We start from the raw sequence: 23,441 nt of genomic DNA, 5'->3' as shown, positions 1-23,441 counted from the left end.
AAACCTTGTTCCCCCCTTGGAACCAATCTCAATCATAAGTAGAAGTTGTTATCTGGGATCAATTGACGAAACCCATCTAAAGATATACTAGACTCAGTAATTGGCAACAAGTCTGCCATTAGCCACCATCTCAGTTGAGATGATATACCAGTAAATTTACCTTTATTAATTTACCTAATATTCGTAGATTTACGACGAGTTGACGACTACAAAGAGTAGCAAAAATGAATGCAGGAATAGACCTCCAAGGAACTTTTATTCAATCGGTGAAGGATTTAGGAATCCCAGCCGGGGTAGCCAAAGCTATTTGGATGCCATTGCCGATGATCTTAATGTTGATTGGGGCCACAGTAGGCGTATTAGTTGCTACTTGGCTAGAGCGGAAGATATCCGCTGCTGTACAGCAAAGAATTGGTCCAGAATATCAAGGTCCATTTGGTTTGCTAGTACCTGTAGCCGATGGTCTAAAACTGATATTTAAAGAAGACATAGTACCAGCGAAAGCAGATGCCTGGTTATTCACTTTAGGACCGATTATTGTCGTAATCCCGGTATTTTTGTCATTTTTGATAGTACCGTTTGGGGAAAATATCGTCATCACTAATGTTGGTCTAGGTGTGTTTTTATGGATTGCCCTATCAAGTATTCAGCCCATAGGGTTACTAATGGCTGGTTACGCATCTAATAACAAATACTCCTTGTTGGGGGGACTTAGAGCAGCAGCACAATCCATCAGTTATGAAATACCCCTAGCATTGAGCGTTTTGGCCATAGTCATGATGTCCAATAGCTTAAGCACAATTGATATAGTCAACCAACAATCTCACCTGGGGATTTTAGGTTGGAACGTTTGGAGACAACCACTGGGTTTTATCATCTTCTGGATTGCAGCTTTGGCGGAGTGCGAACGTTTACCCTTTGACCTACCAGAAGCAGAAGAAGAACTAGTAGCTGGATATCAAACCGAATATGCGGGAATGAAATTCGGTTTATTTTACCTAGGTTCCTACATTAACCTCATCCTCTCCGCCCTACTAGTAGCAATTTTATACTTGGGAGGTTGGCATTTACCCATACCAGTTAGCCTCCTAGGTCAATGGTTAGGACTGAGTGAAACCAGCTCGATTTTACAAGTCATCACAGCGGCTTTAGGTATTACCATGACGGTGTTAAAGGCTTACTTTTTGGTATTCCTAGCCATTTTAATTCGCTGGACAGTGCCCAGGGTAAGAATTGACCAGTTATTAGATTTGGGGTGGAAATTTCTACTGCCAATTGGATTAGTCAACCTGCTGTTAACCGCAGCTCTTAAATTAGCCTTTCCCAGTGTTTTCGGTGGTTAAGAGCAATAATTCCTGAACGCCAATCATCATTAAAGGACTACAGAAGAGATAAACCATGCTAAAGTTCCTCAAACAAGTTGGTGATTACGCCAAAGAAGCAGTACAGTCGGCCCGTTATATCGGACAAGGTTTAGCAGTAACCTTTGATCACATGCAACGGCGTCCTGTTACCGTACAATACCCTTACGAAAAATTGATTCCTGGTGAGCGGTTTCGCGGTAGAATTCACTATGAATTTGATAAATGCATCGCCTGTGAGGTTTGTGTCAGGGTTTGTCCCATTAACCTACCGGTGGTGGATTGGGAAATGGACAAAGCTACCAAGAAGAAAAAGCTTAAACACTACAGTATAGACTTTGGAGTTTGTATTTTCTGTGGTAATTGTGTAGAATACTGTCCTACCAATTGTTTATCCATGACAGAAGAATATGAATTAGCCACCTACGATCGCCATGAACTCAACTATGATAGTGTTGCGCTTGGAAGGTTACCATACAAAGTCACCAATGACCCCATGGTGACACCGCTGCGGGAACTAGTTTATCTACCCAAGGGAGTTACTGAACCCCATGGAGTCCCTGCTGATGCTCCTCGTGCTGGTTCCCTTCCACAAGACTTAGTGGAAAGTGGTCGTGAGTAGTTATTTGTCAAATATCAAAAGGATCGAAAACAGTGAATTTAGGCGAAGGAGTACAATCGGTTTCATTTGGCATCTTGGGTGCAATGATGATTGGTGCAGCATTGGGTGTAGTGCTGTTCTCTAATATCGTTTATTCTGCTTTTTTGCTAGGTGGTGTGTTTATCAGCATGGCTGGACTATACCTATTGCTCAATGGGGATTTTGTAGCAGCAGCTCAGGTGTTGATTTATGTAGGAGCTATTAACGTCCTCATATTGTTTGCTATCATGTTAGTAAACAAGCGTCAAGACTTTGCCGCCATACCTAGCGCTGGTTTACGAAAAATAGTCACAGGTGTGGTTAGCTTGGGACTATTTGCCCTTTTAAGTGCCATGGTGTTAGCAACACCCTGGGGTAACACCACCACACCACCAGCAACCCAAAATTCCGTAGTTGTCATAGGTGAACACCTATTTAGTGACTTCCTACTACCCTTTGAACTGGCTTCAATCTTATTATTGATAGCCATGGTGGGGGCAATTATTCTAGCTCGACGGGAATACCTACCAGACCAGGTTACCCCATCTGAGCTACCACAAACCATCCTCACCTTGCCAGAGCGTCCCAGAGAATTGGTATCCACTACTGGTAATCAGGAATAAATTTCCATCAGCAATTGGTTAATCATGCAACTTCAATACTTTTTACTACTTGCAGCAGCTTTGTTTTGTATTGGTATTTATGGCTTAATTACCAGTCGTAACGCCGTTCGGGTACTTATGTCCATCGAATTGTTGTTAAATGCTGTGAATCTAAATTTAATGGCATTTTCCAATTTCCTGGATTCAACTTTAATTAAAGGCCAGGTATTCACAGTTTTTGTGATTACCGTAGCAGCTGCAGAAGCAGCGGTAGGTTTAGCAATAGTTTTAACTATTTACCGTAACCGTAATACCGTTGATATGGAGCAGTTTAACCTACTCAAGTGGTAACATTGCGTGCAACTCAAGCAGGTAATCATTGCTTACAAAGCACGGGACTCTCAAAGTAAACGTTGGGCAGAACTCTGTGCAAAACAACTAGAGAAGCGTCATTGTCAAGTTTTGGTTGGACCAAGTGGACCTAAAGATAACCCCTATCCCGTATTTTTAGCCTCCGCTACCCAACCTATTGACCTGGCTCTAGTATTGGGTGGAGATGGCACGGTTTTAACTGGTGCTAGACATTTGGCTCCAGCTGGTATCCCCATTTTAGGGGTAAATGTGGGTGGTCATCTGGGGTTTTTAACTGAGTCTATGGATGAGTTTCAAGAACCAGAACGAGTTTGGGATCGACTATTAGAAGATCGCTACGCTATACAAAGACGGATGATGTTACAGGCAGCTGTTTATGAGGGACCCAGGGTTAACCTGGAACCGATAACTGAAAACTTCCTCGCATTAAATGAGTTCTGTATTAAACCCGCTTCTGCGGATAGAATGATAACCTCAATTCTAGAAATGGAAATTGATGGAGAAGTTGTTGATCAGTATGTGGGGGATGGATTGATTGTTTCTACCCCCACTGGATCTACTGGTTATACGGTTTCTGCCAATGGTCCAATTATGCACGATGGCATGGAGGCTATTACCGTTACCCCCATTTGTCCTATGAGTCTTTCCAGTCGTCCTTTAGTGTTACCACCTGGTTCCGTGGTCAGTGTTTGGCCTCTGGGTGATTATGATTTAAGCACAAAGTTGTGGATGGATGGAGTGTTATCCACTTCTATTTGGCCTGGTCATCGTGTGGATGTGCGTATGACTGACTGTCGAGCTAAGTTTATTATCTTGCGGGCTAATAATTCTTATTATCAGACCCTGCGGGAGAAGTTACTTTGGGCTGGTACTAGGGTTCACTACGCTAATAACCATCATAATTAGATGGCGAAAAATCTCTAAATTAATCCTAATTCCCTTTGTAGTAAATTCACTGATTGTAGAGCAATATAATTTGCACAGCGAATTAGTTTGGGAGGACGAATGATATCTTCTGCTATGCCCTGTACTACCGTTTGTACACCAGAATGACTTGTGGCGTCAGTACAAAAAATCACCTCGCATCGCTTGGCGATCGCATTTAACTTATAAGCATCCTTGGGTTGGGCGGTCATGACTAGTAAATCATCACCACGTAACCCATGTAGTATTACTTCTGTAGCTCTTAGAATACCGGGACTAAGACTAACTATACCGACACAACTGGATCTAGGGAGGTTTTTAACTACATTTAGTTCTTTATTATAGTCATGAATATCAAGAGGAATAACACGCACTGCTTTGGGAGCAGCAATTGCTTCCACATCCCCTATAAAGTATCTACTTGTCACCAAGGTAGCGGAGGTAGTTTCTTCTAGGACTGCGGCCAATTCTTCCATGGCCACTAGCTCTACGGGAATTTCTAGGGACTCTTCCAATTCGTCAACCATTAATTGTCCAACCCCAATATCCTGTAATGGTACTGCTACCAAAACCCTAGCACTGCATCGCAGACGCCAATCTACCTCAGCTAAGAATAGCTCTCTAGCTTGATTGAGGGAACAACCTTGATTGAGTAGTTCGTCTAGGGTTTGTTGGATGGATTTAAATGCTTGGGGATATTGTTGCAAAATTGGTAGTTGTAAACGACTACCAGTTTCGTGGCCTTGAACCCGAACATAAATTCCTGAACCTGCTAAACTCTCGACAAATCCTTCTTCCTCCAATTGACGATACACTTTGCTAATTGTATTGCGGTGCAGTCCCGTTTGTATAGCTAAGGCTCTAGTGCTGGGTAGTTTGTAACCAGAACCATACTGTCCACAGGCGATCGCAAAGCGAATTTGATTAAATAATTGACTAGAAGCGGGAATTTCACTGTCTGGCTGAATACGGAATTGAATCATTACCAATTCTCCTAATGACTGTAGCTGTTGTTAACAGTCTTGAATTTTGTATATCTACTTTCTATCTGTTACTTGTTTAAGATAGCAATGTCAGAATTTAGTTAGAATATTCTTCAAATCAATTCATCTACTTTTTGCATTCCCTTATATTTTTTTGATCATGACGGAAAATTATCCTCGAGCTATCAATGCCAAAAAAGTTCAAATTCACGGTTTAGATGGTTCCATAGATGCTTATTTGGCACAACCTGTAGCAACTGGTATCTATCCAGGAATTGTGGTCTTGCAAGAGATATTTGGCGTAAACGAACATATTCGCGATGTCACAGAACGAATTGCCAGGTTAGGGTATGTGGCCATCGCCCCTGCTCTTTTTCAACGCCAAGCACCAGGATTTGAAGCAGGATATAGCCCAGATGAAATTGAGGTCGGTAGAAAATATGCTTGGTCACAAACTAAAGCTACAGAGCTACTGGGTGATATAGGATCCACCATCAATTATCTCAAGACCTTGGAGAATGTGCAACCAGGTAATTTTGGTTGTATAGGATTTTGCTTTGGGGGACATGTAGCCTATTTAGCAGCCACTCTCCCGGATATTAAGGCTACAGCTTCCTTTTATGGCGCTGGAATCCCTACCCGCACCCCCGGAGGTAATCACCCTACTCTACTGCGTACATCGGAAATTTCTGGCACTATTTATCTGTTTTTTGGCATGGAAGATGCTAGTATACCCCAAGAACAGGTAGATGAAATTGAGGATACTTTAAAAAAACACCACGTTCCCCATCGGATCTTTCGCTACGATGGAGCTAATCACGGATTTTTTTGCGATCACCGCGCCAGTTATAATGTTAAAGCTGCTGCTGAAGCTTGGGAACAAGTTCAACAACTGTTTAGCCTACTGGTGACAACTAATGATTGATCAATAACAAACTATCTGGAAATTGTCTACCATTAATCCATTAAATATCTTGCCCTCATCTTCAAAAATCATGACTTCTCCATCCGAATCTTCTCAAATAGCTACCTCATCTTTTTCTATGGATGATTTTGCTAAGGCTTTAGAAAAACACGATTACCAATTTCAAAAAGGACAAATTGTACGCGGTAAAGTATTTCAACTTGACCATGACGGAGCCTATGTTGATATTGGAGGTAAATCATCAGCATTCCTTCCCCGAGATGAAGCTTCTTTGAGAACAGTCACGGATTTATCGGAAATTCTTCCCCTAAATGAGGAGATGGAGTTTTTGATTATTCGTGAGCAAGATGCGGAAGGTCAAGTTACTATTTCCCGTAGACAACTGGAAATTCAGCACATTTGGGAAAAAGTTGCTCAAATGCAAGAAAGTTCCCAAAGCATCCCCGTAAGAGTTATTGGTGTGAATAAGGGTGGGGTGAATGTGGAGGTTCTTTCCCTACGCGGTTTTATTCCCAAATCCCACTTGGTGGAGCGGGAAAATCTAGAAGCTCTCAAGGGACAAACCCTTACTGTCGGTTTTTTAGAGGTGAACCGCGCTAACAAAAAGTTAATTCTTTCTCAACGATTGGCAACTCGTTCCAGTAACCTCAGTTTATTACAGACTGATCAGTTGGTCACTGGTAAGGTGACTGGGATTAAGCCATTTGGTGTGTTTGTTGATTTGGATGGGGTGAGCGCCCTACTCCATATCAAGCAAGTTAGTCAGAAATTTACTGAGTCTTTGGAAAAGGTCTTCCAAATCGGTCAGGAAATTAAGGGTATTGTTATTGATATAGATGAAAGTAAGGGGAGAGTTGCTATTTCTACCAGAAAATTGGAAAACTATCCCGGTGAGGTGTTGGAAAATTTAGCAGAAGTTATGAGTTCTGCTGATGCTCGCGCTAATAGGGCTAATAGCAGTCCCGAATAGCTCATTCATTGATTGACAATAAACCAGGGGGAGGAGTAATTTCAATCCGTCTATTGCCTAAATCTACCACAGGGACAATTTCCATCACAAAGGGAATTAAAACCGTCTTTCCCCCTAAGTTCTTATTCCAAGATGGATCACATTTTACTTCCAACAAGTCGTGTCCAGAAGGTAATATGTCCGTCACATCCCCTATCCTCTCCCCAGATTCTTGCATAAATACAGGTAGTCCTATCAGGTCTATAACGTGAAACTCTCCTGGAGCTAATTCCGGGCGATCGCCTATTGGTACAAATAGTCTACCCTCCCTCAGGTTTTCTGCAGCAGTGCGATCGCCTATACCATGCAATTTAATTACATATAGATTTTTGCCTTCTACATACCGACCATGTAATAACTGTACCGGTTGAGGTGATGGTTCTCCCGGGAGCAATAACCAGCGAGTCCCCGGTTCTTCAAACCTTTCTGGAAAATCAGTCTGGGGATAAACCCGCATTTCCCCAGTTAACCCTTGAGGTGCAACGATTTTACCAATCTCGATCCAATCATCTAGGTTGGGGAATGGGAAACTCTGATTTGTTTCCCCCTTTTTTTGATCTCCAATTTCTTGTTTTCTGTTTTTATTTTCCCGCTTCATTGTGATTCATTTAGTCTGAACACTATTGATGATAAACCTCTTGGGCAATCTTCGCCAAACGCTGCATACCAATACTAATTTCCTCATCAGTACCTGTCAAACTAATGCGTAGACATTGATGTTTGTGTTCCCAATTCTCCTCTAACCCGGGAAAGAAACTACTACCTGGTACAACTATCACACCAACTTTCTTTAACTGTTGGTAAAATTCCCAGTCACTAATGGGTAATTCCTGTAGCCATAACCAGGCAAAAATCGCTCCCTCACCCCGATGTAAAAACCACGGTAAATCCTTGGGCATTACCGCATCTAAAGTGCTTTCCAATACATCAAATTTATGCTGATAAAATGGTCTAATCACAGTTTCCGCAATATTTGCCAAGGCCCCCGATTCTATGGCACGGGTGGCGATCGCCTGACCATATCTAGAAGAATGAATACCAGCATTAGTTTGAAAACACTCTAAAACCTGTAATAATTTTTCCTCACCGATAGCCACCCCAATTCTTTCTCCTGGCAACCCAGCTTTTGACAAACTGATACAGTGGATAATATTTTCGCCAAATACGGGTTTCATCTCGGTAAAATTCAAAGCTGGGAAAGGGGGCGCATAGGCGGAATCTATGAAGACTGGTACATCATAGGGCGTGGCCAGGGCGGCAATTTTTTCCACCTCTTCATTGGTCAACACATTACCTGTGGGGTTACAGGGACGAGAAAAAATCACACAACCTGTTTCCTGAGTAATAGAAAGCTGGGTAAAATCAGGACGGTATTTAAAACGATGATTTACACCATCAACATCCAGAGCTGGTTTATAGGCAATTAAAGATTCTGGACAGATACTCACACCACCATATCCTGTATAATCTGGACTGAGGGGCAAAACAATTTTTTTCAATTTGCACTCCTCAGTATATCCACCGTAAGCATTAGCTGCATAGAAGTAAATAGTTTGACTACCAGCTGTAACTAAAATATTACGTTCTGTTAACTGCAAGCCATAACGTTGATTGAAATCCTTAACGATAGCAGCAATAAAGGGCGCGTAACCCTGAGAAGAACCATAGCGACAGACAACCTCCCCATACTCCCCACTGGACAGTAAATCTGCTGTGCAGTCTCGCCATAATTGCTCTACTTCTGGTAGTATCAAGGGATTGCCAGCACTGAGATTATATAATACCTGCCCTTGATTTGCTCTGAGTGTTTCATTTATATCTTTCATAATTGCTCTAACGCCAGTTAAGTTAGACATTTGAGCGCCAATTTTAGTTAGGGCAGGTTTGATCATAGTTGTTACAACAGTTACAAATTTTAGGGGTTGTAGGATGTAATATGGTATAACCATATCACATCCCAGCTAGTTTAACATTAAAAACAAAGCTCCACCCTGATTATGCTGTTAAAGCACCAGGAGTGGAGACCGAAAAAATTGACAGTTAGCCAGTGTAAATATGAGCTAATCTTAATCGTCGAATCATTTCTCGGCGTACTTCATTTTTAACCCGTTCACCACGTCGCCAATGTTCCAGCTGAATATTATCAACGTAGAACCTGACAGCAAATTCCATGGAAGATCCCTGAATATTGGTGATTTGTACTTGTGGTTCCTTCCAAGCTGTAGAAGACTCCTTAAAGCTGGATTCTAGCCATTCGGCAAAGTTTTCCACATAATTGTCCAATCGAGTTTCCTTAACTCCTGGATTAGAAATGATCTGAAATAGTTTATTCAGTTTAAGTTTGAGCAGGTCAATTTTCTGCTCCCATTCATCAGGTAATATCTGACGGTCTTCCATAACTAAATCTGGATCTTCTAACCAAGTGCGATACCAGATTCTGACTAAAGAAATGAGGTTTGTTTTTTGGCTAGATTCCTCTTCTAACCTAGAGCGCTGTCGTTTACCCTTGCGCTCTGTTACAATTACCATACCCACCAGTTCCAAAATATCCATGTAAGTTTTTTGGAGAACCATTAATTCCTGTGTATCTAAACCACCTCTTTCCAGAACCTTAATTTCTTCCAGTAGTGTTTCAAATGCAGCACCAATCTTTTTCAACTGTAGGCTAATTTCTTTGTCTAATTCTAGACGGTTCCGCCCCGCTTCTTTTTTAGAAGGTTTGTTATCCTGAGCTTCCTTCAATCCATAAAATGAATCCAAGTATCTTAGCTTATCATCAAAATTGGCTATGGTGTCTGGATGTCCAATCACAATTTCCTTCAAGATATTGGTTGCTAAAGCAGAATCGGCATCAATTCTCACAGACACGGGAATTTTATAGGCATAGTGTGTTGTAGGACGACTCAAGTTAGTAATACTCTGATTGCTTAGAGTAGCATTCGGTACATACTTTTCGCAATGCTCTTCAATCAGATACAATTTGGTAACTCGAATACCGATTTCCTTGATAATTGCCAGGGAACCATCAAAAACAATCACATCTCCGAATTCAAATGGTGTGTCAATTAGCAAGACCAGACCACTGAAAAAATTGCTTAAAATGTCTCTGACTGCTAAACCTAATACCAAGGTAATACTACCCAGGGCTAATCCTATTCCCGATAGGTCTACACCCAGAACGGTAAAAAATAGGGAGAAGCCAATAATATAAGTCAGAACTGGGATGAAATTCTTCAAAAGGGGTACTAAAACATCATCCCAAACCGCTTCAGTTTGTCTAGCATAGGATTTTAAGTAGACAACCACCAATTCAGTGAGTATCTGAGTAATCCAATAGGTAAATGCGGCTATGAGAAAAGCTGTAGCAAATTTTTGGATCCATTCAATGATTTCCCCGGAACTGCTAAAATTGACTAGGGAAATCTTGAGACTGGACAATACCAAAACTGCGGACAGAGGAGCTTGAGAAAGACCGAGGACGAGAATCCACGTATCTTTTTCTAACTTACGGACAATAGGTCGCAGGACATAAAAAAGTCCCAGATAAATTGCTACGGAAATTCCCGCACACAAACCCAAAGTTAAAATGAACTTAGTCAATTGTGCACCTGTTGGCGGGATGAAAAGCTCGCCTAATAGGTAGTTTGTCAGTGCAGAAGATGGTAACACTGTTGAAATGTGAGTCATTCTTGATTACTTTGTTTGGTGAGTTTCATCTTAATATATCTATATCAGTTTGCTTTGTGAGCAAGGTAAATGTAATCCCTGGAACCCATAATACTATGATCATTCAAGAGAATATTGATCAAAAATTAAGACTTTCTAATTTTTTCTTGACACTAAATGTGTGGTAAGTAGGGAGGCACAATTATTTGTAGGGTGGGTTGAGGAACGAAACCCGCGCTGTCGTTGGGTTTCATACTTCAATCCAACCTACGTTCATCTTATATTTAATTCCACCCACCCAGTTATCCAAAAACATGCACGGCATTTTATTATGAGTTTAATACCACTCAATAACCACTTAATAGGTTGAAAATCAAACGTTTGTAATTTTGAAATTCCCAACTTTGCTTGACTTGGTCGTATTCATTTTGTGGTAAAGTAATATTAATTTCCTGGCGAATTTTACCAGGACGGGAAGTTAGCACATAAATACGCTGGGAGAGGAAAATTGCCTCCTCCACATCGTGGGTAATCATCAAAATTGTGGTTCCAGTTTGTTGCCAAATCTGACGCAAAAATTTCTGCATTGATTCTTTGGTTTGCACATCCAAAGCTCCAAATGGTTCATCCATTAATAGTATTTTTGGTTGTGATGCTAATGCGCGGGCAATAGCTACTCTTTGTTTCATTCCTCCTGATAACTGCCTAGGCAAGGCTTGAGCAAATTCACTTAAACCAACTACTTCTAAATAGTAAGAAATCGATTGTTTGCGTTTAATAGGGGGAACACCTTGTAGTTTCAGTCCAAAACCGACGTTATCAGCAACATTCATCCAGGGATAAAGGGTATAACTTTGAAAGACTAATCCTCGTTCTTTCCCAGGTCCTTGAACAGGAACACCATCAACCAAAATTTCACCAGCAGTTGGTGTATCTAGTCCAGAAATTAAACGCAGCAGGGTTGTTTTACCAGAACCAGAAGCACCTACAGCACAAACAAACTCTCCTTGGTCAATATGTAGGTTAATGTTTTCTAGAGCATTGAGAGTGCCGCGTCTAGTTTTAAATTGTTTATGTAGTTGAGAGACCTGTAAATGCATAATTTTAAACTTTAAGATTTGAACAAATTTTATTTATGCTAATTATGAGCCCATTTGCAAACCATACGATGTAGCATAACTAACAAAATATCAATAACTACACCAATCAGACCAATGACAATTAACCCAGCAAAAATCTCATCTGTTTTGAGGAATCTTTGAGCCACACTAATGCGTCTACCTAGTCCCTCGGTTGCAGCTACTAACTCTGCTACAATCACCAAGTTCCAAGAAGCTGCCATATTAACTCGACAAGCATCAATGATATTCGGCACAATAAAAGGCAAAATCACTTGCAATAAAATCTGATGGTGTTGACCACCTAATGTATAAGAAGTCTCAATCAATTCTCGAGAAACAAACTTTACCGCGTCCATAATCATCAGAGTGTTAAAGAACACTGTACCAATAAATATCAACAGTATTTTTGGTGTTTCTCCTAAACCGAAATACAAAATTAGCAGGGGAATAAAAGCAGGTGCAGGCATGTAGCGAAAAATACTAATAGCAGGCTCCAATAAAGCTCGAACTACCGGAAAACTCCCCATTAATACACCCAAAGGGATAGAGATAACAGCAGCTAATAAAAACCCACCTAAAACCCGTAATAAACTAAATCCAATATCTGTTTGCAGGTCACCGGTTGCCCACAGTTTTTGTAAAGCAGAAAGAACTGCTTGAGGGGTTGGCAAAAACAATGGTTTAACTAAACCAGAGTTGGAAACAACCAACCAAATAAAAACCGGAATAGTGATTGATAAAATCATGAACAACCAGGTTGAATTATCACCAATACCCCAGGAAACGGCGGGAGAATTATTTTTTGTCATTAATCCTTTGATTGTTTATGAGTTTTTGGTATACTAGTATATTATCTCTACCTATTTTTGCTTGGCAGCGTAGGCTTTGACAAAACGATCATCAAATATTTGACTAAGGTCAGGCAATTTTTTGGCAAGTTTTACCTCAACGAGAAATTTAGCAATTTCCTGAGCTGTATATTTTAATGACACTATATTGCTAGTAGAACTAAAAGCTTGAAGATTATCCTCAACACTAAAAATTTTAGTTCCCTCGGCGTATTTTTTGTATTCATCAACAGTGACTCCAGCTCTTTTTGCCATGATTTCATTGCTTTTTTCTGGATTAGCTTTGATGTAGTCTAGTGTCTCAAACCAAGTATTAACTAGAGCTTGCACATCTTGAGGACGTTCTTTAATTAATTGGCGGGTCACTACCAGATGATCGGGAATCGCTCCAGGAAAATCTCGCGAACTGAACAATTCTTTACTACCAGGACGTTCTAAAGCTTTCGTAGTAAAGGGTGCAAACACACCGACAGCATCAACCTGACCAGCAACAAATGCTGCGGATGCTGCACCGGTTTCCAAGGGTTGCAAAATAATGTCATTTGAGGTCAATCCAGCCTTTTTCATGCCCAGAAGTAATAAGAAATGGTCAACAGTTCCCTCTTCCACCGCTACTTTTTTTCCCTTCAAATCCGCAATGGTGTTAATACCTTCTCGGACGATAATCTTATCATTGCCAGTGGAATTATCGTTTACTAAAACAATAACTTGATCTGATCCTGCTGCTAGGGAGCTAATAGTATCATTGAGGGTTTGGCTATTGGCATCCAATTTCCCAGAATTTAAGGCATTAATTGAGTCTAAATAACCATCAAACCACTTGAGATTTACCTGTATATTATTGGCAGTAAATAGGTTTTCGTTTGCAGCTATTTGCCATGGTAGCCATCCAGGCCATACACTAAAACCTACCTGAATTTCTCTACTATCTCCACCATAAGGTGTACAACTAATTGCTAGCAATAAGCTAAATAGAAATAGTGTGCATAGGGAAAGTGATTTTCGCATTTATTTAGTACCTTTTATATCTAGGTGGTAATTTGACTTAACCTGGGTTTTCACCCAATCACACCAAGTATCCAGTCCCTCATCTGTTTTAGCTGAAAAAGGAATAATTTTGACTCCCGGATTCATCTGTTGGACATTGGTCACAATCTGATTAATATCAGTGTCTAAATAGGGTGCTAAATCTATTTTGGTAATTAACAAACAGTCTGCTGCTTGAAACATAATTGGATACTTAAGAGGTTTGTCTTCTCCCTCTGTGATGCTTAATAAAGCAACTTTAAAGTGTTCACCAACTTCAAATTCAGCTGGACATACTAAATTGCCAACATTTTCCACCAAGACTAAATCCAGTTCAGTTGGATTATGTTTGTTTTCTAGTTGATGAATTCCACCAGCTACCATTTGGGAATCTAAGTGACAAGAACGACCTGTATTAATTGCAATTACCGGAACTCCATATTGACGTAAGCGGTTGGCATCCAGCTCCGTGTTCATATCTCCTTCAATCACTGCAATTTTCAACTCACTTGTTAAAACAGATAAGGTTCTTTCCAATAGAGTGGTTTTACCTGCTCCCGGACTGCTCATAATATTTACACAAGTGATACCCCAACTGTTGAAGTGGGAACGATTGTGATCTGCTCCTTCTTGGTTAGCATGAAGTAAATTAATTTCCAATGCAGCACTATGGGTTTGGTGCATAATCCTCTCTACTCTTCCAAACTATATTCAATCCGCTCTATTTTCAGTTCCCTACCCGAGCGAATATCCTCCATGGGATGATAACAGCGTGGACAGCTATATTGCTGACCAATTTCCGGAAGGTACTCTAATTGACAGGGATGACAAAAGGCAATTAAGGGAATTTCCTTGATTACTAATTCTACTCCATCCAAAAATGTGTTACGTGTTTGTACTTGAAAGGCAAATTGCAAACTCCCAGGTTCTACACAGGTGAACTTACCAATCATCAGGTGAATTGCGGAAATACGCGGACAACCAGGCTGGGATTCCCACCATTGTTTAATCGTGATAATCAATGCCTTGGTCATGTCAGTTTCATGCAAGGTTTAACTCCAATCCACTATCGATTCTTGTCGTGCTTCCATTTCAATGTAAGCGGGTTTATCTTTTCTTGGTAATTGACCAGATTTAATTAAATGTCCCATGGTGTCACAAATAACACGAGTGGCCATAAGTGAAGTAATGTCACTAATATCGTAAGGAGGCGACACTTCTACTACTTCTAGTCCACAAATTGGGGCGCGCTGAACAATTTTACCTAGAATATAAAGTGCTTCCCGAGGCATAAAACCACCTGGTTCTGGCCAACCAGTTCCCGGAACAAATCCAGCATCAATACAGTCAATATCAAAACTGATATAAACACAATCTGTACCATCTAAAGCTCTTTCTAGGGCAAATTCCACCGCATAATCCAGTCCCTTTTCAACAATGTCAGTGATTGTGAGAATATTAGTAGACCTTTGGCGACAAATTTTTACCCCCTGACGTGGTACTTGCCATCCACCAATTCCCAATTGAACTAGATTTTGGGCAGGGGCATTTTTCATATTGGTGGCATGGAACCATGGACAAGTGTGCATCCTTTCGTCTAAGTCTGTCTCTTGTGTATCCACATGGCGATCAAAATGAATAATACCCATTTTTTTATCTCCCAAATGTCGGCAAATACCTCTAACAGTTGGGTAGCCAATAGAGTGATCACCGCCCATAATAATGGGAAATGCACCGGAACTAAAAATGTGGGCAATTCCTTTAGATATCTGGTCGAATGACTTCTCATTATTAGCAGGGATGGTAAAAATATCCCCTACATCACATAGAGTAATTTGCTCCCTTAGATCTATCCCTAATTCAAAGTTATAGGGGGTATATAAAGCGGAAATCCGGCGGATTCCCTGAGGTCCAAATCTAGTTCCAGGACGGTAAGTGGTTCCAGAGTCATGGGGAACCCCCACAATGGCTACGTCATATTCTCCTACTTTCCAGATATCTTCTAAATAGGGGGCCTTCAAAAAAGTATTAATTCCAGCATAATGAGGTAGTTCACCACGAGCAAATGTGGAAATAGTCCGGTCATTAATGCTTGCTGCTGCTTCTAGTCCTAACTCTAAACTGCGAGAAACTTCTTGCTGCCAACCAGTTAGTGGTAGTTGTCTTTCTAGTTCTAAGGCTTGTTGCGCTTCACTTTCGGGTATGGGCGGTTGGAATTCGTTCATAATATCATTAGATTGAGAATTTTGGATTTTAATTTCTAGACCTAGAATTTGCATTGGGATTGGATATGGCTTAAAAACCACAAAGCCCAGGAGAGCAAATACAGTGCCATGACTGCCATTCACTTCTCCCGGGCTTTTTTCCCTCCGTGTAGTTACTGTCTAATGCTAGAAAGTAACTTGCCTCTCTCGGACCTGCATTTTGTTTGGTAATTAAACAAACCGGAACCCTAGAGGCTATTTATTGATTTTTCTCACCTAACAATCCAGTTTAAAATACTAGGTGCAGGATGAATTGGTTGATGAACCTGTCGTACATTTAGTTGCGATCATAACATGTTAATTGTAACAAACTGTATATAAAACTACAAAATTCCCAAGAATGTTGATACATGGAAACAGAAAAGTCAGCTCTAGAGAAAATCAAGGTCATTTTAGTTGAACCTGCGGGATGTTTAAATTTAGGTTCTATAGCTAGGGTAATGAAAAACTTCGGGTTATGTGATTTAATTTTAGTCAATCCTCAGTGTGACCCTACTTCCTTAGAATCCCTAAGAATGGCAGTTCATGCTCCAGAAATATTAGAAACCGCCCGAATAGTAGATAATCTAACCACAGCACTAGCTGGATGCGATCGCGCTATTGCTACTATAGGTAGGGATTATAATGGGGAGTTACCTATAGAAAGTCCTCGTCATGCTTTACCCTGGTTATTAGCAGAGTCGGAAAAACCAGCAGGTTTGATTTTTGGTAGGGAAGACCGAGGTTTAACTAATCAGGAAATTAATTATGCCCAAAAACTAGTATCTATCCCCACCAGTCCGGAATATACCTCTTTAAATTTGGCTACAGCAGTATCTATCTGTTGTTATGAATTATCACAATCTATAATGACAATGGAACCGGGGAAAATGCCCACCAGAGATATTGCTACCTTGGATGTGCTTGAATCTTACTACCAAGAGTTAGAATCTTTACTGCTCTCCATCGGTTATCTCTATCCCCACACAGCATCTAGTCGGATGGAAAAGTTCCGCCATTTGTACAATCGCAGTGAGCTAACAACCACGGAAGTAGCTATGCTCAGAGGTATTTTAAAACAGGTACAATGGGCAATTAAAAATTTTTGATAAAATGTTACATGTTCAGAAATGAGGATCCAAAATAAGGGGACTATAATTAAGTCTGGTTTGTATTTAGTAAACACAGTGGGCAATTTTAAGGAGTAGCAGTGTCAAAACCTAGCGACAAAATGATAACTGGGTCCGGGGACCAATCTCCCAAGATTCGTCGTCGTCATCACAAACAAAGATCTCAAGACCACACACAAAAGACAACTGCAAAAACTGCCCAAAGGACACAATCAAAACCGGCTAAGATGCAATCTACGGGTCTAAATTATCAACAAAACGTGAAGGTGTTACCCACAATTGCCTCTGATAATCATGAACGCAATGAAACTGATAGAATAAGACAATCACAACGCTTGGTAGTATCCGGTAATGTGAAACCTACTGCTAAACCATCTGGCAAAATGACCGGGGGTAACCCCAGGGTCAAAACATTACGTGTACCCGGACATCCCAAAAAATACGCCTATCCATCCCGAAAAGCAAGGTTAAAACCAGCAGCTAATATTATTTTGTATGCCTTGCGACTGTTAATTGTGGGGGTGGGTTTGGGTGCAATTGTGGGCACCCTATTATCAGTGTTAGACCCGGCCAATCGAATTACCACTAACTCCATTAATCCACCTGTAAGTTCTTCTCCCCAGTCTCCTATTAATAGTTCTGGACTGGTCATATCTCAGGAAATTACCCCGCTGAAAACCACTATCGAAAACCTATCAGCAGCTAACCCTAATCTCATCCCCGGTGTGTTTATAGTGGATATAGATTCTGGTGGATATGTGGATGTTAGTGGGAACAAGAATTTCTCCGCAGCTAGTACCATTAAGATACCAGTTCTAGTGGCTTTTTTAGAGGATGTTGATAGGGGTAAAATTCGTCTTGATGAAATCTTAACTATGGAGCAAGAAATGGTCGCAGGAGGTTCTGGTAATTTAAGAACTATGCCTGTAGGTACTAAGCTGAAATCCATTGAATTGGCTACCAAAATGATGACTATCAGTGACAACACTGCTACAAATATGTTGATTAGTAAAATGGGAGGAAAAGAGTTATTAAACGCTCGTTTTCGTAGTTGGGGACTAGTAAATACCGCCATTCAAAGTCCATTACCAGATTTAGAAGGTACTAATACTACCTCCCCTAAAGAGTTGGCAAGCTTAATTGCCAAAGTTAATCAGGGTGAATTAATATCCATGCGATCGCGTGATTTGATGTTAGATATTATGCGACGTACCCAAAGGGATGATTTATTACCTGCTGGTTTAGGGGAAGGAGCGACAGCATATCATAAAACCGGTGATATTGGGACGATGCTAGCAGATGCTGGTTTGATTGATGTTCCTACGGGTAAACGTTATATTGCCAGTATTATGGTGAAACGTCCTCATAATGAACCCGCTGCAGCAAAGTTAATCAATTCTATATCTCAAGCAACTTATTCTTACTTAAGTCAGAGTAATTTTCCCCCTGATGGTTCTACCAATAATCAACCATCAAACAATCAACCGTTAAATAATTCTTCCACCCCAGTTCCCCAACTTCAACCATTTACTCAACCATTTCTCCAACCTCAAGGTGGCAATTCAAATATTCCTAATGCTACAATCAACAATCTACCCCTGGGAAATTATCAGTCTCCTCTGAATAATCCCCCATATTATCCACCACAATCTCATCGGAACTAACAGGGAATTATGACATCTCCATCAATTCAATTTTTTGCGGGTTTATTTGAAGAAATGAGTAATGTAAGTTTACGTCGAGAAGTCAGGACTGGTAAATTGATTGTTGTTCTACAATTTGAGCAATTGAAAGCCATATCAGGATTTAACAGTTTTACTAAACAGTCATTGAACTCCCTATTATTAATTGACGAAGAAGGAGAAATTCGGGTTACTCCTTCGGGAACTAAATTTATTTTCGGTGGGGATGAAGGGGATGAATTAAAAAGAGTTGATTGTAAATTTGTAGTTGATCCTGGCGAAGGTTTTGATAGAATTATGCGCTTTTTACACCGTTATGCTGATGCTAATGGTATGGAGTATGCGGAGAATTAGGAGTTGGCAATTAATAGGACTTCTGATATCGCATTCCAGGAAGTTGGGAAACTAAACCCATCAATTCCAATTGCAATAAATAACCAGAAACCAAACCAGATCCCATCTTAGCCTTTTCCACAATTAGATCAAACGGTAACGCATCCACTGTAAGAATACTCATTACCTGTTGTAATTCTGGCTCCAAATTACCAAGAAAGGGATCGGATTTAACAGCAGGGGTATCAATATGTATCTTAGGAATAGCACCTAACATTGTCAATAGTTCGTTTAATTCCTGACTAATTAATCCTGCACCCTGACTAATTAGCTTTAAACAACCCTGAGAAAGTTCATCATCCACTCTTCCTGGTAAAGCATAAATATCTCGAGAAAATTCGTTAGCATAGGTAGCAGTTATGAGAGCACCAGACTTATTTCCCGCTTCCATGACTAAAACCACACGGGACAAACCCGCAATGATCCGATTGCGACGGGGAAAATGAGTGCGGTGGGGTGAAGTCTTAGTCGGATGTTCACTGATGACTATCCCAGATTTCAGAATTTCTTTATATAAGTCCTTATTACTATATGGATAAATCACATCTACACCTGTTCCTACCACTGCTATGGTTCTACCCCCAGCTTGAATAGCTGCACTATGACTTTCAGCGTCTATTCCATCGGCCATACCTGAAACAATGGTGAAACCATTTTGAGCTAAAACAGTGCTAATGTGACGAGTCCATTTTCTGCCATATTTTGTAGGCTTTCGAGTACCAACAATTCCTACCAGCGGTTTTTCACCCCTATTTTCCTCCAAATCCAACTCTCCCCTATAATACAATATGGGAGGAGGCGTGGAAATTTCTCTTAACAATTTTGGATATTCCACATCTGCTGGTGTCCAAAAATGGGGGTTGATTTTTTCATGTTCAATAAGCAGTTTCTCTGGATTAATTTTACCTCTATACTGAACTATTTTTTGCAAAATGTGAAAACCAACACCCTCTATTTTTCCTAGCTCCCCAGGACTCGATTTCCAAGCATTCTCTAAATTACCAAAGTGTTCTTGTAATCTTTGTAGTAGTATGGGTCCAACCCCGGCAATTTGTGACCATGCTAACCAGTATTGACGATCTTCCGTAATAGTAGACATATTGAGTAGAAGGAGTTAGTTACACTTTTACTTGTTTAGTCTTTGCTTTTTGCGTCGTTTTTCCGTAATAGCGATCGCATGATCTACCGGATAACCCGCAACCGGAATCACCTGGTATTTACGCTCCGCTTCTAAATTTTTCAGTTCTGTATAATCAACCCAGTGAATACAGTCCACCGGACAAGTATCTATGGCCTCTTGTATGACTTCTTCTATATCCCCATCCTGACGCACCACCCGAGAACGTCCATAATCCGGTTCAATATAAAAAGTGTTTCTAGCAACATGGGCGCAGTGCTTACATCCTATACAGGTGATTTCATCTACATAAACCCCCTTTTGTCGCAGCAGACCGCCCAGTTCCGGTTCAAATCCAGATATTTCTGGTTGATCCCGCAAAAGACCACCTAATTCTGGCTCTAAACCGGAAAGATTATTACTTAAATCTTCTGAGAACGGCTGCACTTCAGACATTACGCACTCCAACGCTGTAATACTAAACTAATAGAACCATCAGCATTCTTCTGCTCTTGGCTAATTTGAAAACCCACTTTAGCAGTTTCTTTCATCACTGTTTGGTAAGCATAACGCTGGGTAATCTGGCGTAAAAACCCATCCACTGATAAATTCTGTTGCCAGTATTGAAAGTCTGCTACGAGTTCATATTCTTGACCATTCCACTTAAAACCGATGTCATAACCATTGTCTTGTTCAATAGTGACTTCGGCGGTATGGGTTTGGCCACGATAACCGCGCACCTCCCTAGAACCGGATTTCCAATCTATTCCTAAATCGGAAAGGGCGTCCTGTAAGGATTCTAGATTACGGATTTGAGTTTTAATTTGGCTAAAGTGTGACATATCGTTTTTTAATCAATGAAAATATAGTTGATAAAGCTACCACTCACTAAAGGTGGCTTGGGTATTCACCGTTCCAGATTCCTGGAGGTGATTAGGGTTGAAATATTCTGAGGTTGACTCCCGACTTAGCACTCGTCCCAGTTGTGCTTCTATAGCTGCTGTGACTTCCGCACAAGAAACGCCAATGACACCAGTGACTTTCTCCTGTACTCTCCCATCTGGATGAATGATGAATTCTAATGTTTCCATTTTTTCTAGCCAACCTCGAAGTGTATCCTTGAACTTTTCCTACTGGAGCAGGGTTAGTTTTCCGTCAGGAACTTTAGAAATAACCTAGCCATTTGTTAACTAATGTTCCATATCAGGAAAAGATATATTGCAAAATCTTTACAAAAATTATTAATTGAACTAGTGTTTACACTCGTCTTGGTTTAGTTTCCCTTAATGTGAGCCATTAGTCAAGCTAAAACCAATTTGGTGATTTCTAAGTCTAAAATCGCCAGACATTAATCAACATCTAGCTTTCAGCTATTATGTGACCAGCAAGAAATTCTGAAAAAATCCTAAACTTGATTGGAAATTCTTATTATTATCATTGAATTTAGGTGATTATGATTATTAAATAGCTATAGCTCATCACTATATTATCCATTCGGATGCGCGATCGCCTAGTTCAATGGGAATACTAATAGCCTTACCTAGTCGAGGTCTCTCCTTAGTTTGAACGATAAAGTTTTCTACTTGACTTGTTCCTCCTAAAGCATTAAGGTAGTTAGCAATAGTGTTCAAATGTTCTTGATATTCGGACTCGCTCAAAGGAAAAGAAGTTTGTTCCACATACTTCCACATAATTTGGAGAAAGATTTTGCCCTGGGTGCGACGAAACTGAACATCATAAGAGTATCCCCACTTATTCACTAACATCTGACGCAATTCATTTCCTGTCATTTTTAAATACTCCTTAATCAACTATCTGGAGATCTCCATATCCGTACCATTCTACTATTTTTAGTGGTACAAGATACTAGAAAATGCTAAATACCACACTTGATCCGGAATGGAAATAATGGGATGAATAAAAGTTAAATTGTTCGTGTGCTGTAAATCATTTTGAGGTTATATGTTATCCCAATTGTCATCCAAATTAAATTGTTTAACTTGTGGATCTTATGTAAATGCTGAAAAGGTAAACAGTTATAAGATGGAAGTTCAGGATGAGCACCCCATCTTTAATTCTTGGGGTGGAACAGTTACAACCTATAATGAGTTTACATTTCTTAAATGTCCTCAATGCTTTCAACCTTTCCTAACTTGTACAGAATATTGTAATGGATCAGAGTCTTATAATGACTTTGAGTATGCTCAAGTAAAAACTTTATATCCAATATCAAATACTAGTAGCACATATAGAGTACCCACATACATAAGAAAATCATTTCAGGAAGCTTTCTTGTGTCTAAATGCCAAGGCATTTTCAGCATGTATAGCTATGTGTATAAAAACTATAGAGTCTATATGTGAGGAGCATAAAATTGAGGGTAATTCTCTAAAAGAAAAGCTGGAAATAATGAGACAGCAAGAAATTATTAATCACCATCTTTATAGCTGGGCCAGTAATTTAAGACTACAGGATCTATCCCACGAGGTGGACATAAACTTTAATCAGAATGATGCTCAACAGATAGTTGAATTGACTGATTTACTGATTGAGTACATTTTCAGATACAGGAAGAATTTTGAGTTGTTTAAGAAAACAAAACTTGGTGACAAATAAAAACAAAATAACAAACTAGATTAACTAGCTTGTGACTGAGTCTATACAATACCTATTTAACGTTGACACCTTCTGCTCCTGTATAACCAGTACCAACCCATACAATAGCGCGAAATCCATCACGAACAACCTTTTCTATTGGTTCTGGATCAGTTCTGGAAGGAACAGATATTGGTTTAAGACTAATATCTCTAGTGCCCAAAATAATTTCGCCAACTACACGAGCACGACGCATGTGAAAATCGGACGTAATTAAATAAACACTTTTAATCTTTTTGTCTTGTAAATCATCTAGTATAGTGGTAAAGTTAGTCACTGTGTCTACTGCTTCATAATCTAGATGTAAACGACTTAAATTAACTCCAGCTTTTGCAAACACCTTTTTTGTATGATCAGGCGGACTACCACCAGTAATCCATATTGGTATGTTGGGGTGTTTTTTAGCAAAATTGGCAGCAAATCTCTCTCGCTCTAAACGCTTACTAGAACCACCCAAAACCAAAACAGCTTGTGGAATTGAAAATTGGTTCTGCACTTCTCTGTATCCCCACCAGATAAAAATTGGCAGAATAAAGAACATAATGGGCAAAGATTTACCTTTAAACAATGGCCTAGTGTGTAAATTCCACCTCAATTCTATTTCCTCAAGGGAATTTTTGGTAGGGACGAAAATTACTATTTTTTTAAAAACGACTTATCCGTCTCTACTTAGTGGTTCTGACACAAGTAGGGAGGTAGGGATTAAACCTGTTCCATCAGTGCTAAGTAGTCGTGCAAAATAAA

General features: G+C 40.1%; 27 protein-coding genes and 1 riboswitch. Of the genes, 11 read left to right on the top strand and 16 right to left on the bottom strand.

What is annotated here, in order from left to right; translation table 11 throughout:
• Window positions 1–224 precede the first annotated feature (224 nt).
• The 5 genes from nuoH to ASL19_RS15140 are packed head-to-tail and all read left to right on the top strand — an operon-like array spanning window position 225 to window position 3,881.
• On the top strand, window positions 225–1,343 hold the full coding sequence (gene nuoH, locus ASL19_RS15160; RefSeq protein ID WP_006277809.1) for an NADH-quinone oxidoreductase subunit NuoH: 1,119 nt from the start codon (window positions 225–227) through the stop codon (window positions 1,341–1,343).
• A 55-nt stretch (window positions 1,344–1,398) separates the two neighbouring features.
• A complete protein-coding gene (ndhI, locus tag ASL19_RS15155) occupies window positions 1,399–1,983 on the top strand; it encodes an NAD(P)H-quinone oxidoreductase subunit I (protein WP_009343498.1) in 585 nt (194 codons plus the stop codon).
• A 32-nt stretch (window positions 1,984–2,015) separates the two neighbouring features.
• Window positions 2,016–2,624, top strand: coding sequence for an NADH-quinone oxidoreductase subunit J (locus ASL19_RS15150; RefSeq protein ID WP_057178973.1), 609 nt, complete (start codon window positions 2,016–2,018; stop codon window positions 2,622–2,624).
• A 24-nt stretch (window positions 2,625–2,648) separates the two neighbouring features.
• Window positions 2,649–2,954, top strand: a complete 306-nt coding sequence (gene nuoK, locus ASL19_RS15145) for an NADH-quinone oxidoreductase subunit NuoK (protein ID WP_006277812.1) — start codon at window positions 2,649–2,651, stop codon at window positions 2,952–2,954.
• A 6-nt stretch (window positions 2,955–2,960) separates the two neighbouring features.
• The gene (locus ASL19_RS15140; protein WP_057178972.1) at window positions 2,961–3,881 is read left to right on the top strand and encodes an NAD(+) kinase; all 921 of its coding nucleotides are present in this window, start codon (window positions 2,961–2,963) and stop codon (window positions 3,879–3,881) included.
• A 14-nt stretch (window positions 3,882–3,895) separates the two neighbouring features.
• Here the strand turns inward: ASL19_RS15140 and ASL19_RS15135 are convergent, their stop codons facing one another.
• The gene (locus ASL19_RS15135) at window positions 3,896–4,882 is read right to left on the bottom strand and encodes a GntR family transcriptional regulator (protein WP_057178971.1); all 987 of its coding nucleotides are present in this window, start codon (window positions 4,880–4,882) and stop codon (window positions 3,896–3,898) included.
• Window positions 4,883–5,042: 160 nt separating this feature from the next.
• On the opposite strand from ASL19_RS15135, the gene ASL19_RS15130 reads away from it, so the two are divergent.
• Together ASL19_RS15130 and ASL19_RS15125 are read left to right on the top strand one after the other, a co-directional pair.
• Window positions 5,043–5,807 carry a dienelactone hydrolase family protein gene (locus ASL19_RS15130; RefSeq protein WP_006277815.1) on the top strand — a complete coding sequence of 255 codons (765 nt, stop codon included), beginning with the start codon at window positions 5,043–5,045 and terminating at the stop codon, window positions 5,805–5,807.
• A 70-nt stretch (window positions 5,808–5,877) separates the two neighbouring features.
• Window positions 5,878–6,777: a S1 RNA-binding domain-containing protein gene (locus ASL19_RS15125; protein ID WP_057178970.1), complete on the top strand. Its 900-nt coding sequence runs from the start codon at window positions 5,878–5,880 to the stop codon at window positions 6,775–6,777.
• A gap of 1 nt (window position 6,778) precedes the next feature.
• Here ASL19_RS15125 and rimM read toward each other — a convergent pair whose 3' ends face one another.
• The 9 genes from rimM to ASL19_RS15080 all read right to left on the bottom strand — a co-directional run bounded on the left by rimM (window position 6,779) and on the right by ASL19_RS15080 (window position 15,702).
• Entirely contained in the window at window positions 6,779–7,414 is a 636-nt protein-coding gene (rimM, locus tag ASL19_RS15120; protein WP_057178969.1) for a ribosome maturation factor RimM, read from the bottom strand.
• A gap of 22 nt (window positions 7,415–7,436) precedes the next feature.
• Window positions 7,437–8,705: a valine--pyruvate transaminase gene (locus ASL19_RS15115; protein ID WP_057178988.1), complete on the bottom strand. Its 1,269-nt coding sequence runs from the start codon at window positions 8,703–8,705 to the stop codon at window positions 7,437–7,439.
• A gap of 151 nt (window positions 8,706–8,856) precedes the next feature.
• Window positions 8,857–10,503, bottom strand: a complete 1,647-nt coding sequence (locus ASL19_RS15110) for a mechanosensitive ion channel family protein (protein WP_057178968.1) — start codon at window positions 10,501–10,503, stop codon at window positions 8,857–8,859.
• Between the two features lie 326 nt (window positions 10,504–10,829).
• Complete coding sequence (locus tag ASL19_RS15105; RefSeq protein ID WP_057178967.1) at window positions 10,830–11,582, bottom strand: ABC transporter ATP-binding protein; 753 nt, start codon at window positions 11,580–11,582, stop codon at window positions 10,830–10,832.
• A 38-nt stretch (window positions 11,583–11,620) separates the two neighbouring features.
• Complete coding sequence (locus tag ASL19_RS15100) at window positions 11,621–12,412, bottom strand: ABC transporter permease (protein ID WP_057178966.1); 792 nt, start codon at window positions 12,410–12,412, stop codon at window positions 11,621–11,623.
• 51 nt (window positions 12,413–12,463) lie between these two features.
• On the bottom strand, window positions 12,464–13,459 hold the full coding sequence (locus ASL19_RS15095) for an ABC transporter substrate-binding protein (RefSeq protein ID WP_006277823.1): 996 nt from the start codon (window positions 13,457–13,459) through the stop codon (window positions 12,464–12,466).
• Window positions 13,460–14,161, bottom strand: coding sequence for a hydrogenase nickel incorporation protein HypB (hypB, locus tag ASL19_RS15090; protein ID WP_057178965.1), 702 nt, complete (start codon window positions 14,159–14,161; stop codon window positions 13,460–13,462). It lies immediately after the preceding gene.
• Between the two features lie 8 nt (window positions 14,162–14,169).
• Window positions 14,170–14,526, bottom strand: a complete 357-nt coding sequence (gene hypA / locus ASL19_RS15085) for a hydrogenase maturation nickel metallochaperone HypA (protein ID WP_057178964.1) — start codon at window positions 14,524–14,526, stop codon at window positions 14,170–14,172.
• Window positions 14,527–14,529: 3 nt separating this feature from the next.
• A complete protein-coding gene (locus ASL19_RS15080; protein ID WP_040009335.1) occupies window positions 14,530–15,702 on the bottom strand; it encodes an agmatinase family protein in 1,173 nt (390 codons plus the stop codon).
• A 123-nt stretch (window positions 15,703–15,825) separates the two neighbouring features.
• A riboswitch (guanidine-I (ykkC/yxkD leader) is annotated at window positions 15,826–15,944 on the bottom strand.
• A 147-nt stretch (window positions 15,945–16,091) separates the two neighbouring features.
• Here ASL19_RS15080 and ASL19_RS15075 point away from each other — a divergent pair.
• From ASL19_RS15075 to psb28, 3 genes are all read left to right on the top strand, one after another.
• Window positions 16,092–16,829: an RNA methyltransferase gene (locus tag ASL19_RS15075; protein WP_057178963.1), complete on the top strand. Its 738-nt coding sequence runs from the start codon at window positions 16,092–16,094 to the stop codon at window positions 16,827–16,829.
• 122 nt (window positions 16,830–16,951) lie between these two features.
• Window positions 16,952–18,514 (top strand): serine hydrolase, encoded by a 1,563-nt coding sequence (locus ASL19_RS15070; protein ID WP_082604710.1) that lies wholly within the window; start codon window positions 16,952–16,954, stop codon window positions 18,512–18,514.
• Between the two features lie 9 nt (window positions 18,515–18,523).
• Window positions 18,524–18,886, top strand: a complete 363-nt coding sequence (psb28, locus tag ASL19_RS15065) for a photosystem II reaction center protein Psb28 (RefSeq protein WP_057178961.1) — start codon at window positions 18,524–18,526, stop codon at window positions 18,884–18,886.
• A 10-nt stretch (window positions 18,887–18,896) separates the two neighbouring features.
• Here psb28 and dprA read toward each other — a convergent pair whose 3' ends face one another.
• The 5 genes from dprA to ASL19_RS15040 form a co-directional block, all read right to left on the bottom strand.
• The gene (dprA, locus tag ASL19_RS15060; RefSeq protein ID WP_082604709.1) at window positions 18,897–20,024 is read right to left on the bottom strand and encodes a DNA-processing protein DprA; all 1,128 of its coding nucleotides are present in this window, start codon (window positions 20,022–20,024) and stop codon (window positions 18,897–18,899) included.
• 27 nt (window positions 20,025–20,051) lie between these two features.
• The gene (locus ASL19_RS15055; protein WP_006277833.1) at window positions 20,052–20,498 is read right to left on the bottom strand and encodes a ferredoxin; all 447 of its coding nucleotides are present in this window, start codon (window positions 20,496–20,498) and stop codon (window positions 20,052–20,054) included.
• Window positions 20,498–20,884 (bottom strand): DUF1257 domain-containing protein, encoded by a 387-nt coding sequence (locus ASL19_RS15050; protein WP_057178960.1) that lies wholly within the window; start codon window positions 20,882–20,884, stop codon window positions 20,498–20,500. The genes ASL19_RS15055 and ASL19_RS15050 overlap by 1 nt, the downstream gene beginning before the upstream one ends.
• 36 nt (window positions 20,885–20,920) lie before the next feature.
• Window positions 20,921–21,133: a DUF2997 domain-containing protein gene (locus ASL19_RS15045; protein WP_006277835.1), complete on the bottom strand. Its 213-nt coding sequence runs from the start codon at window positions 21,131–21,133 to the stop codon at window positions 20,921–20,923.
• Between the two features lie 390 nt (window positions 21,134–21,523).
• Complete coding sequence (locus ASL19_RS15040) at window positions 21,524–21,832, bottom strand: DUF3067 family protein (RefSeq protein WP_006277836.1); 309 nt, start codon at window positions 21,830–21,832, stop codon at window positions 21,524–21,526.
• A 172-nt stretch (window positions 21,833–22,004) separates the two neighbouring features.
• Here ASL19_RS15040 and ASL19_RS18845 point away from each other — a divergent pair, with 172 nt between their 5' ends.
• The gene (locus ASL19_RS18845; protein ID WP_258005075.1) at window positions 22,005–22,658 is read left to right on the top strand and encodes a DUF4145 domain-containing protein; all 654 of its coding nucleotides are present in this window, start codon (window positions 22,005–22,007) and stop codon (window positions 22,656–22,658) included.
• A gap of 52 nt (window positions 22,659–22,710) precedes the next feature.
• Here ASL19_RS18845 and ASL19_RS15030 read toward each other — a convergent pair whose 3' ends face one another.
• The gene (locus ASL19_RS15030) at window positions 22,711–23,238 is read right to left on the bottom strand and encodes a YdcF family protein (protein ID WP_006277838.1); all 528 of its coding nucleotides are present in this window, start codon (window positions 23,236–23,238) and stop codon (window positions 22,711–22,713) included.
• Window positions 23,239–23,441: the final 203 nt, after the last annotated feature.

Origin of the sequence: Cylindrospermopsis sp. CR12, from assembly GCF_001432185.1 — a bacterium.
Lineage (GTDB): Bacteria > Cyanobacteriota > Cyanobacteriia > Cyanobacteriales > Nostocaceae > Raphidiopsis > Raphidiopsis raciborskii.
This window is presented reverse-complemented; position numbering and strand designations above follow the sequence as displayed.

What these genes read in the sequence shown, in the direction of transcription:
- nuoH (WP_006277809.1), top strand. Translation starts at nt 225, where the DNA reads ATGAATGCAGGAATAGACCTCCAAGGAACTTTTATTCAATCGGTGAAG.
- ndhI (WP_009343498.1), top strand. Translation starts at nt 1,399, where the DNA reads ATGCTAAAGTTCCTCAAACAAGTTGGTGATTACGCCAAAGAAGCAGTA.
- nuoK (WP_006277812.1), top strand. Translation starts at nt 2,649, where the DNA reads ATGCAACTTCAATACTTTTTACTACTTGCAGCAGCTTTGTTTTGTATT.
- ASL19_RS15135 (WP_057178971.1), bottom strand. Translation starts at nt 4,882, where the DNA reads ATGATTCAATTCCGTATTCAGCCAGACAGTGAAATTCCCGCTTCTAGT.
- ASL19_RS15130 (WP_006277815.1), top strand. Translation starts at nt 5,043, where the DNA reads ATGACGGAAAATTATCCTCGAGCTATCAATGCCAAAAAAGTTCAAATT.
- ASL19_RS15125 (WP_057178970.1), top strand. Translation starts at nt 5,878, where the DNA reads ATGACTTCTCCATCCGAATCTTCTCAAATAGCTACCTCATCTTTTTCT.
- rimM (WP_057178969.1), bottom strand. Translation starts at nt 7,414, where the DNA reads ATGAAGCGGGAAAATAAAAACAGAAAACAAGAAATTGGAGATCAAAAA.
- ASL19_RS15110 (WP_057178968.1), bottom strand. Translation starts at nt 10,503, where the DNA reads ATGACTCACATTTCAACAGTGTTACCATCTTCTGCACTGACAAACTAC.
- ASL19_RS15105 (WP_057178967.1), bottom strand. Translation starts at nt 11,582, where the DNA reads ATGCATTTACAGGTCTCTCAACTACATAAACAATTTAAAACTAGACGC.
- ASL19_RS15100 (WP_057178966.1), bottom strand. Translation starts at nt 12,412, where the DNA reads ATGACAAAAAATAATTCTCCCGCCGTTTCCTGGGGTATTGGTGATAAT.
- ASL19_RS15095 (WP_006277823.1), bottom strand. Translation starts at nt 13,459, where the DNA reads ATGCGAAAATCACTTTCCCTATGCACACTATTTCTATTTAGCTTATTG.
- hypB (WP_057178965.1), bottom strand. Translation starts at nt 14,161, where the DNA reads ATGCACCAAACCCATAGTGCTGCATTGGAAATTAATTTACTTCATGCT.
- ASL19_RS15080 (WP_040009335.1), bottom strand. Translation starts at nt 15,702, where the DNA reads ATGAACGAATTCCAACCGCCCATACCCGAAAGTGAAGCGCAACAAGCC.
- ASL19_RS15075 (WP_057178963.1), top strand. Translation starts at nt 16,092, where the DNA reads ATGGAAACAGAAAAGTCAGCTCTAGAGAAAATCAAGGTCATTTTAGTT.
- ASL19_RS15070 (WP_082604710.1), top strand. Translation starts at nt 16,952, where the DNA reads ATGATAACTGGGTCCGGGGACCAATCTCCCAAGATTCGTCGTCGTCAT.
- psb28 (WP_057178961.1), top strand. Translation starts at nt 18,524, where the DNA reads ATGACATCTCCATCAATTCAATTTTTTGCGGGTTTATTTGAAGAAATG.
- dprA (WP_082604709.1), bottom strand. Translation starts at nt 20,024, where the DNA reads ATGTCTACTATTACGGAAGATCGTCAATACTGGTTAGCATGGTCACAA.
- ASL19_RS15055 (WP_006277833.1), bottom strand. Translation starts at nt 20,498, where the DNA reads ATGTCTGAAGTGCAGCCGTTCTCAGAAGATTTAAGTAATAATCTTTCC.
- ASL19_RS15050 (WP_057178960.1), bottom strand. Translation starts at nt 20,884, where the DNA reads ATGTCACACTTTAGCCAAATTAAAACTCAAATCCGTAATCTAGAATCC.
- ASL19_RS15045 (WP_006277835.1), bottom strand. Translation starts at nt 21,133, where the DNA reads ATGGAAACATTAGAATTCATCATTCATCCAGATGGGAGAGTACAGGAG.
- ASL19_RS15040 (WP_006277836.1), bottom strand. Translation starts at nt 21,832, where the DNA reads ATGACAGGAAATGAATTGCGTCAGATGTTAGTGAATAAGTGGGGATAC.
- ASL19_RS18845 (WP_258005075.1), top strand. Translation starts at nt 22,005, where the DNA reads ATGTTATCCCAATTGTCATCCAAATTAAATTGTTTAACTTGTGGATCT.
- ASL19_RS15030 (WP_006277838.1), bottom strand. Translation starts at nt 23,238, where the DNA reads ATGTTCTTTATTCTGCCAATTTTTATCTGGTGGGGATACAGAGAAGTG.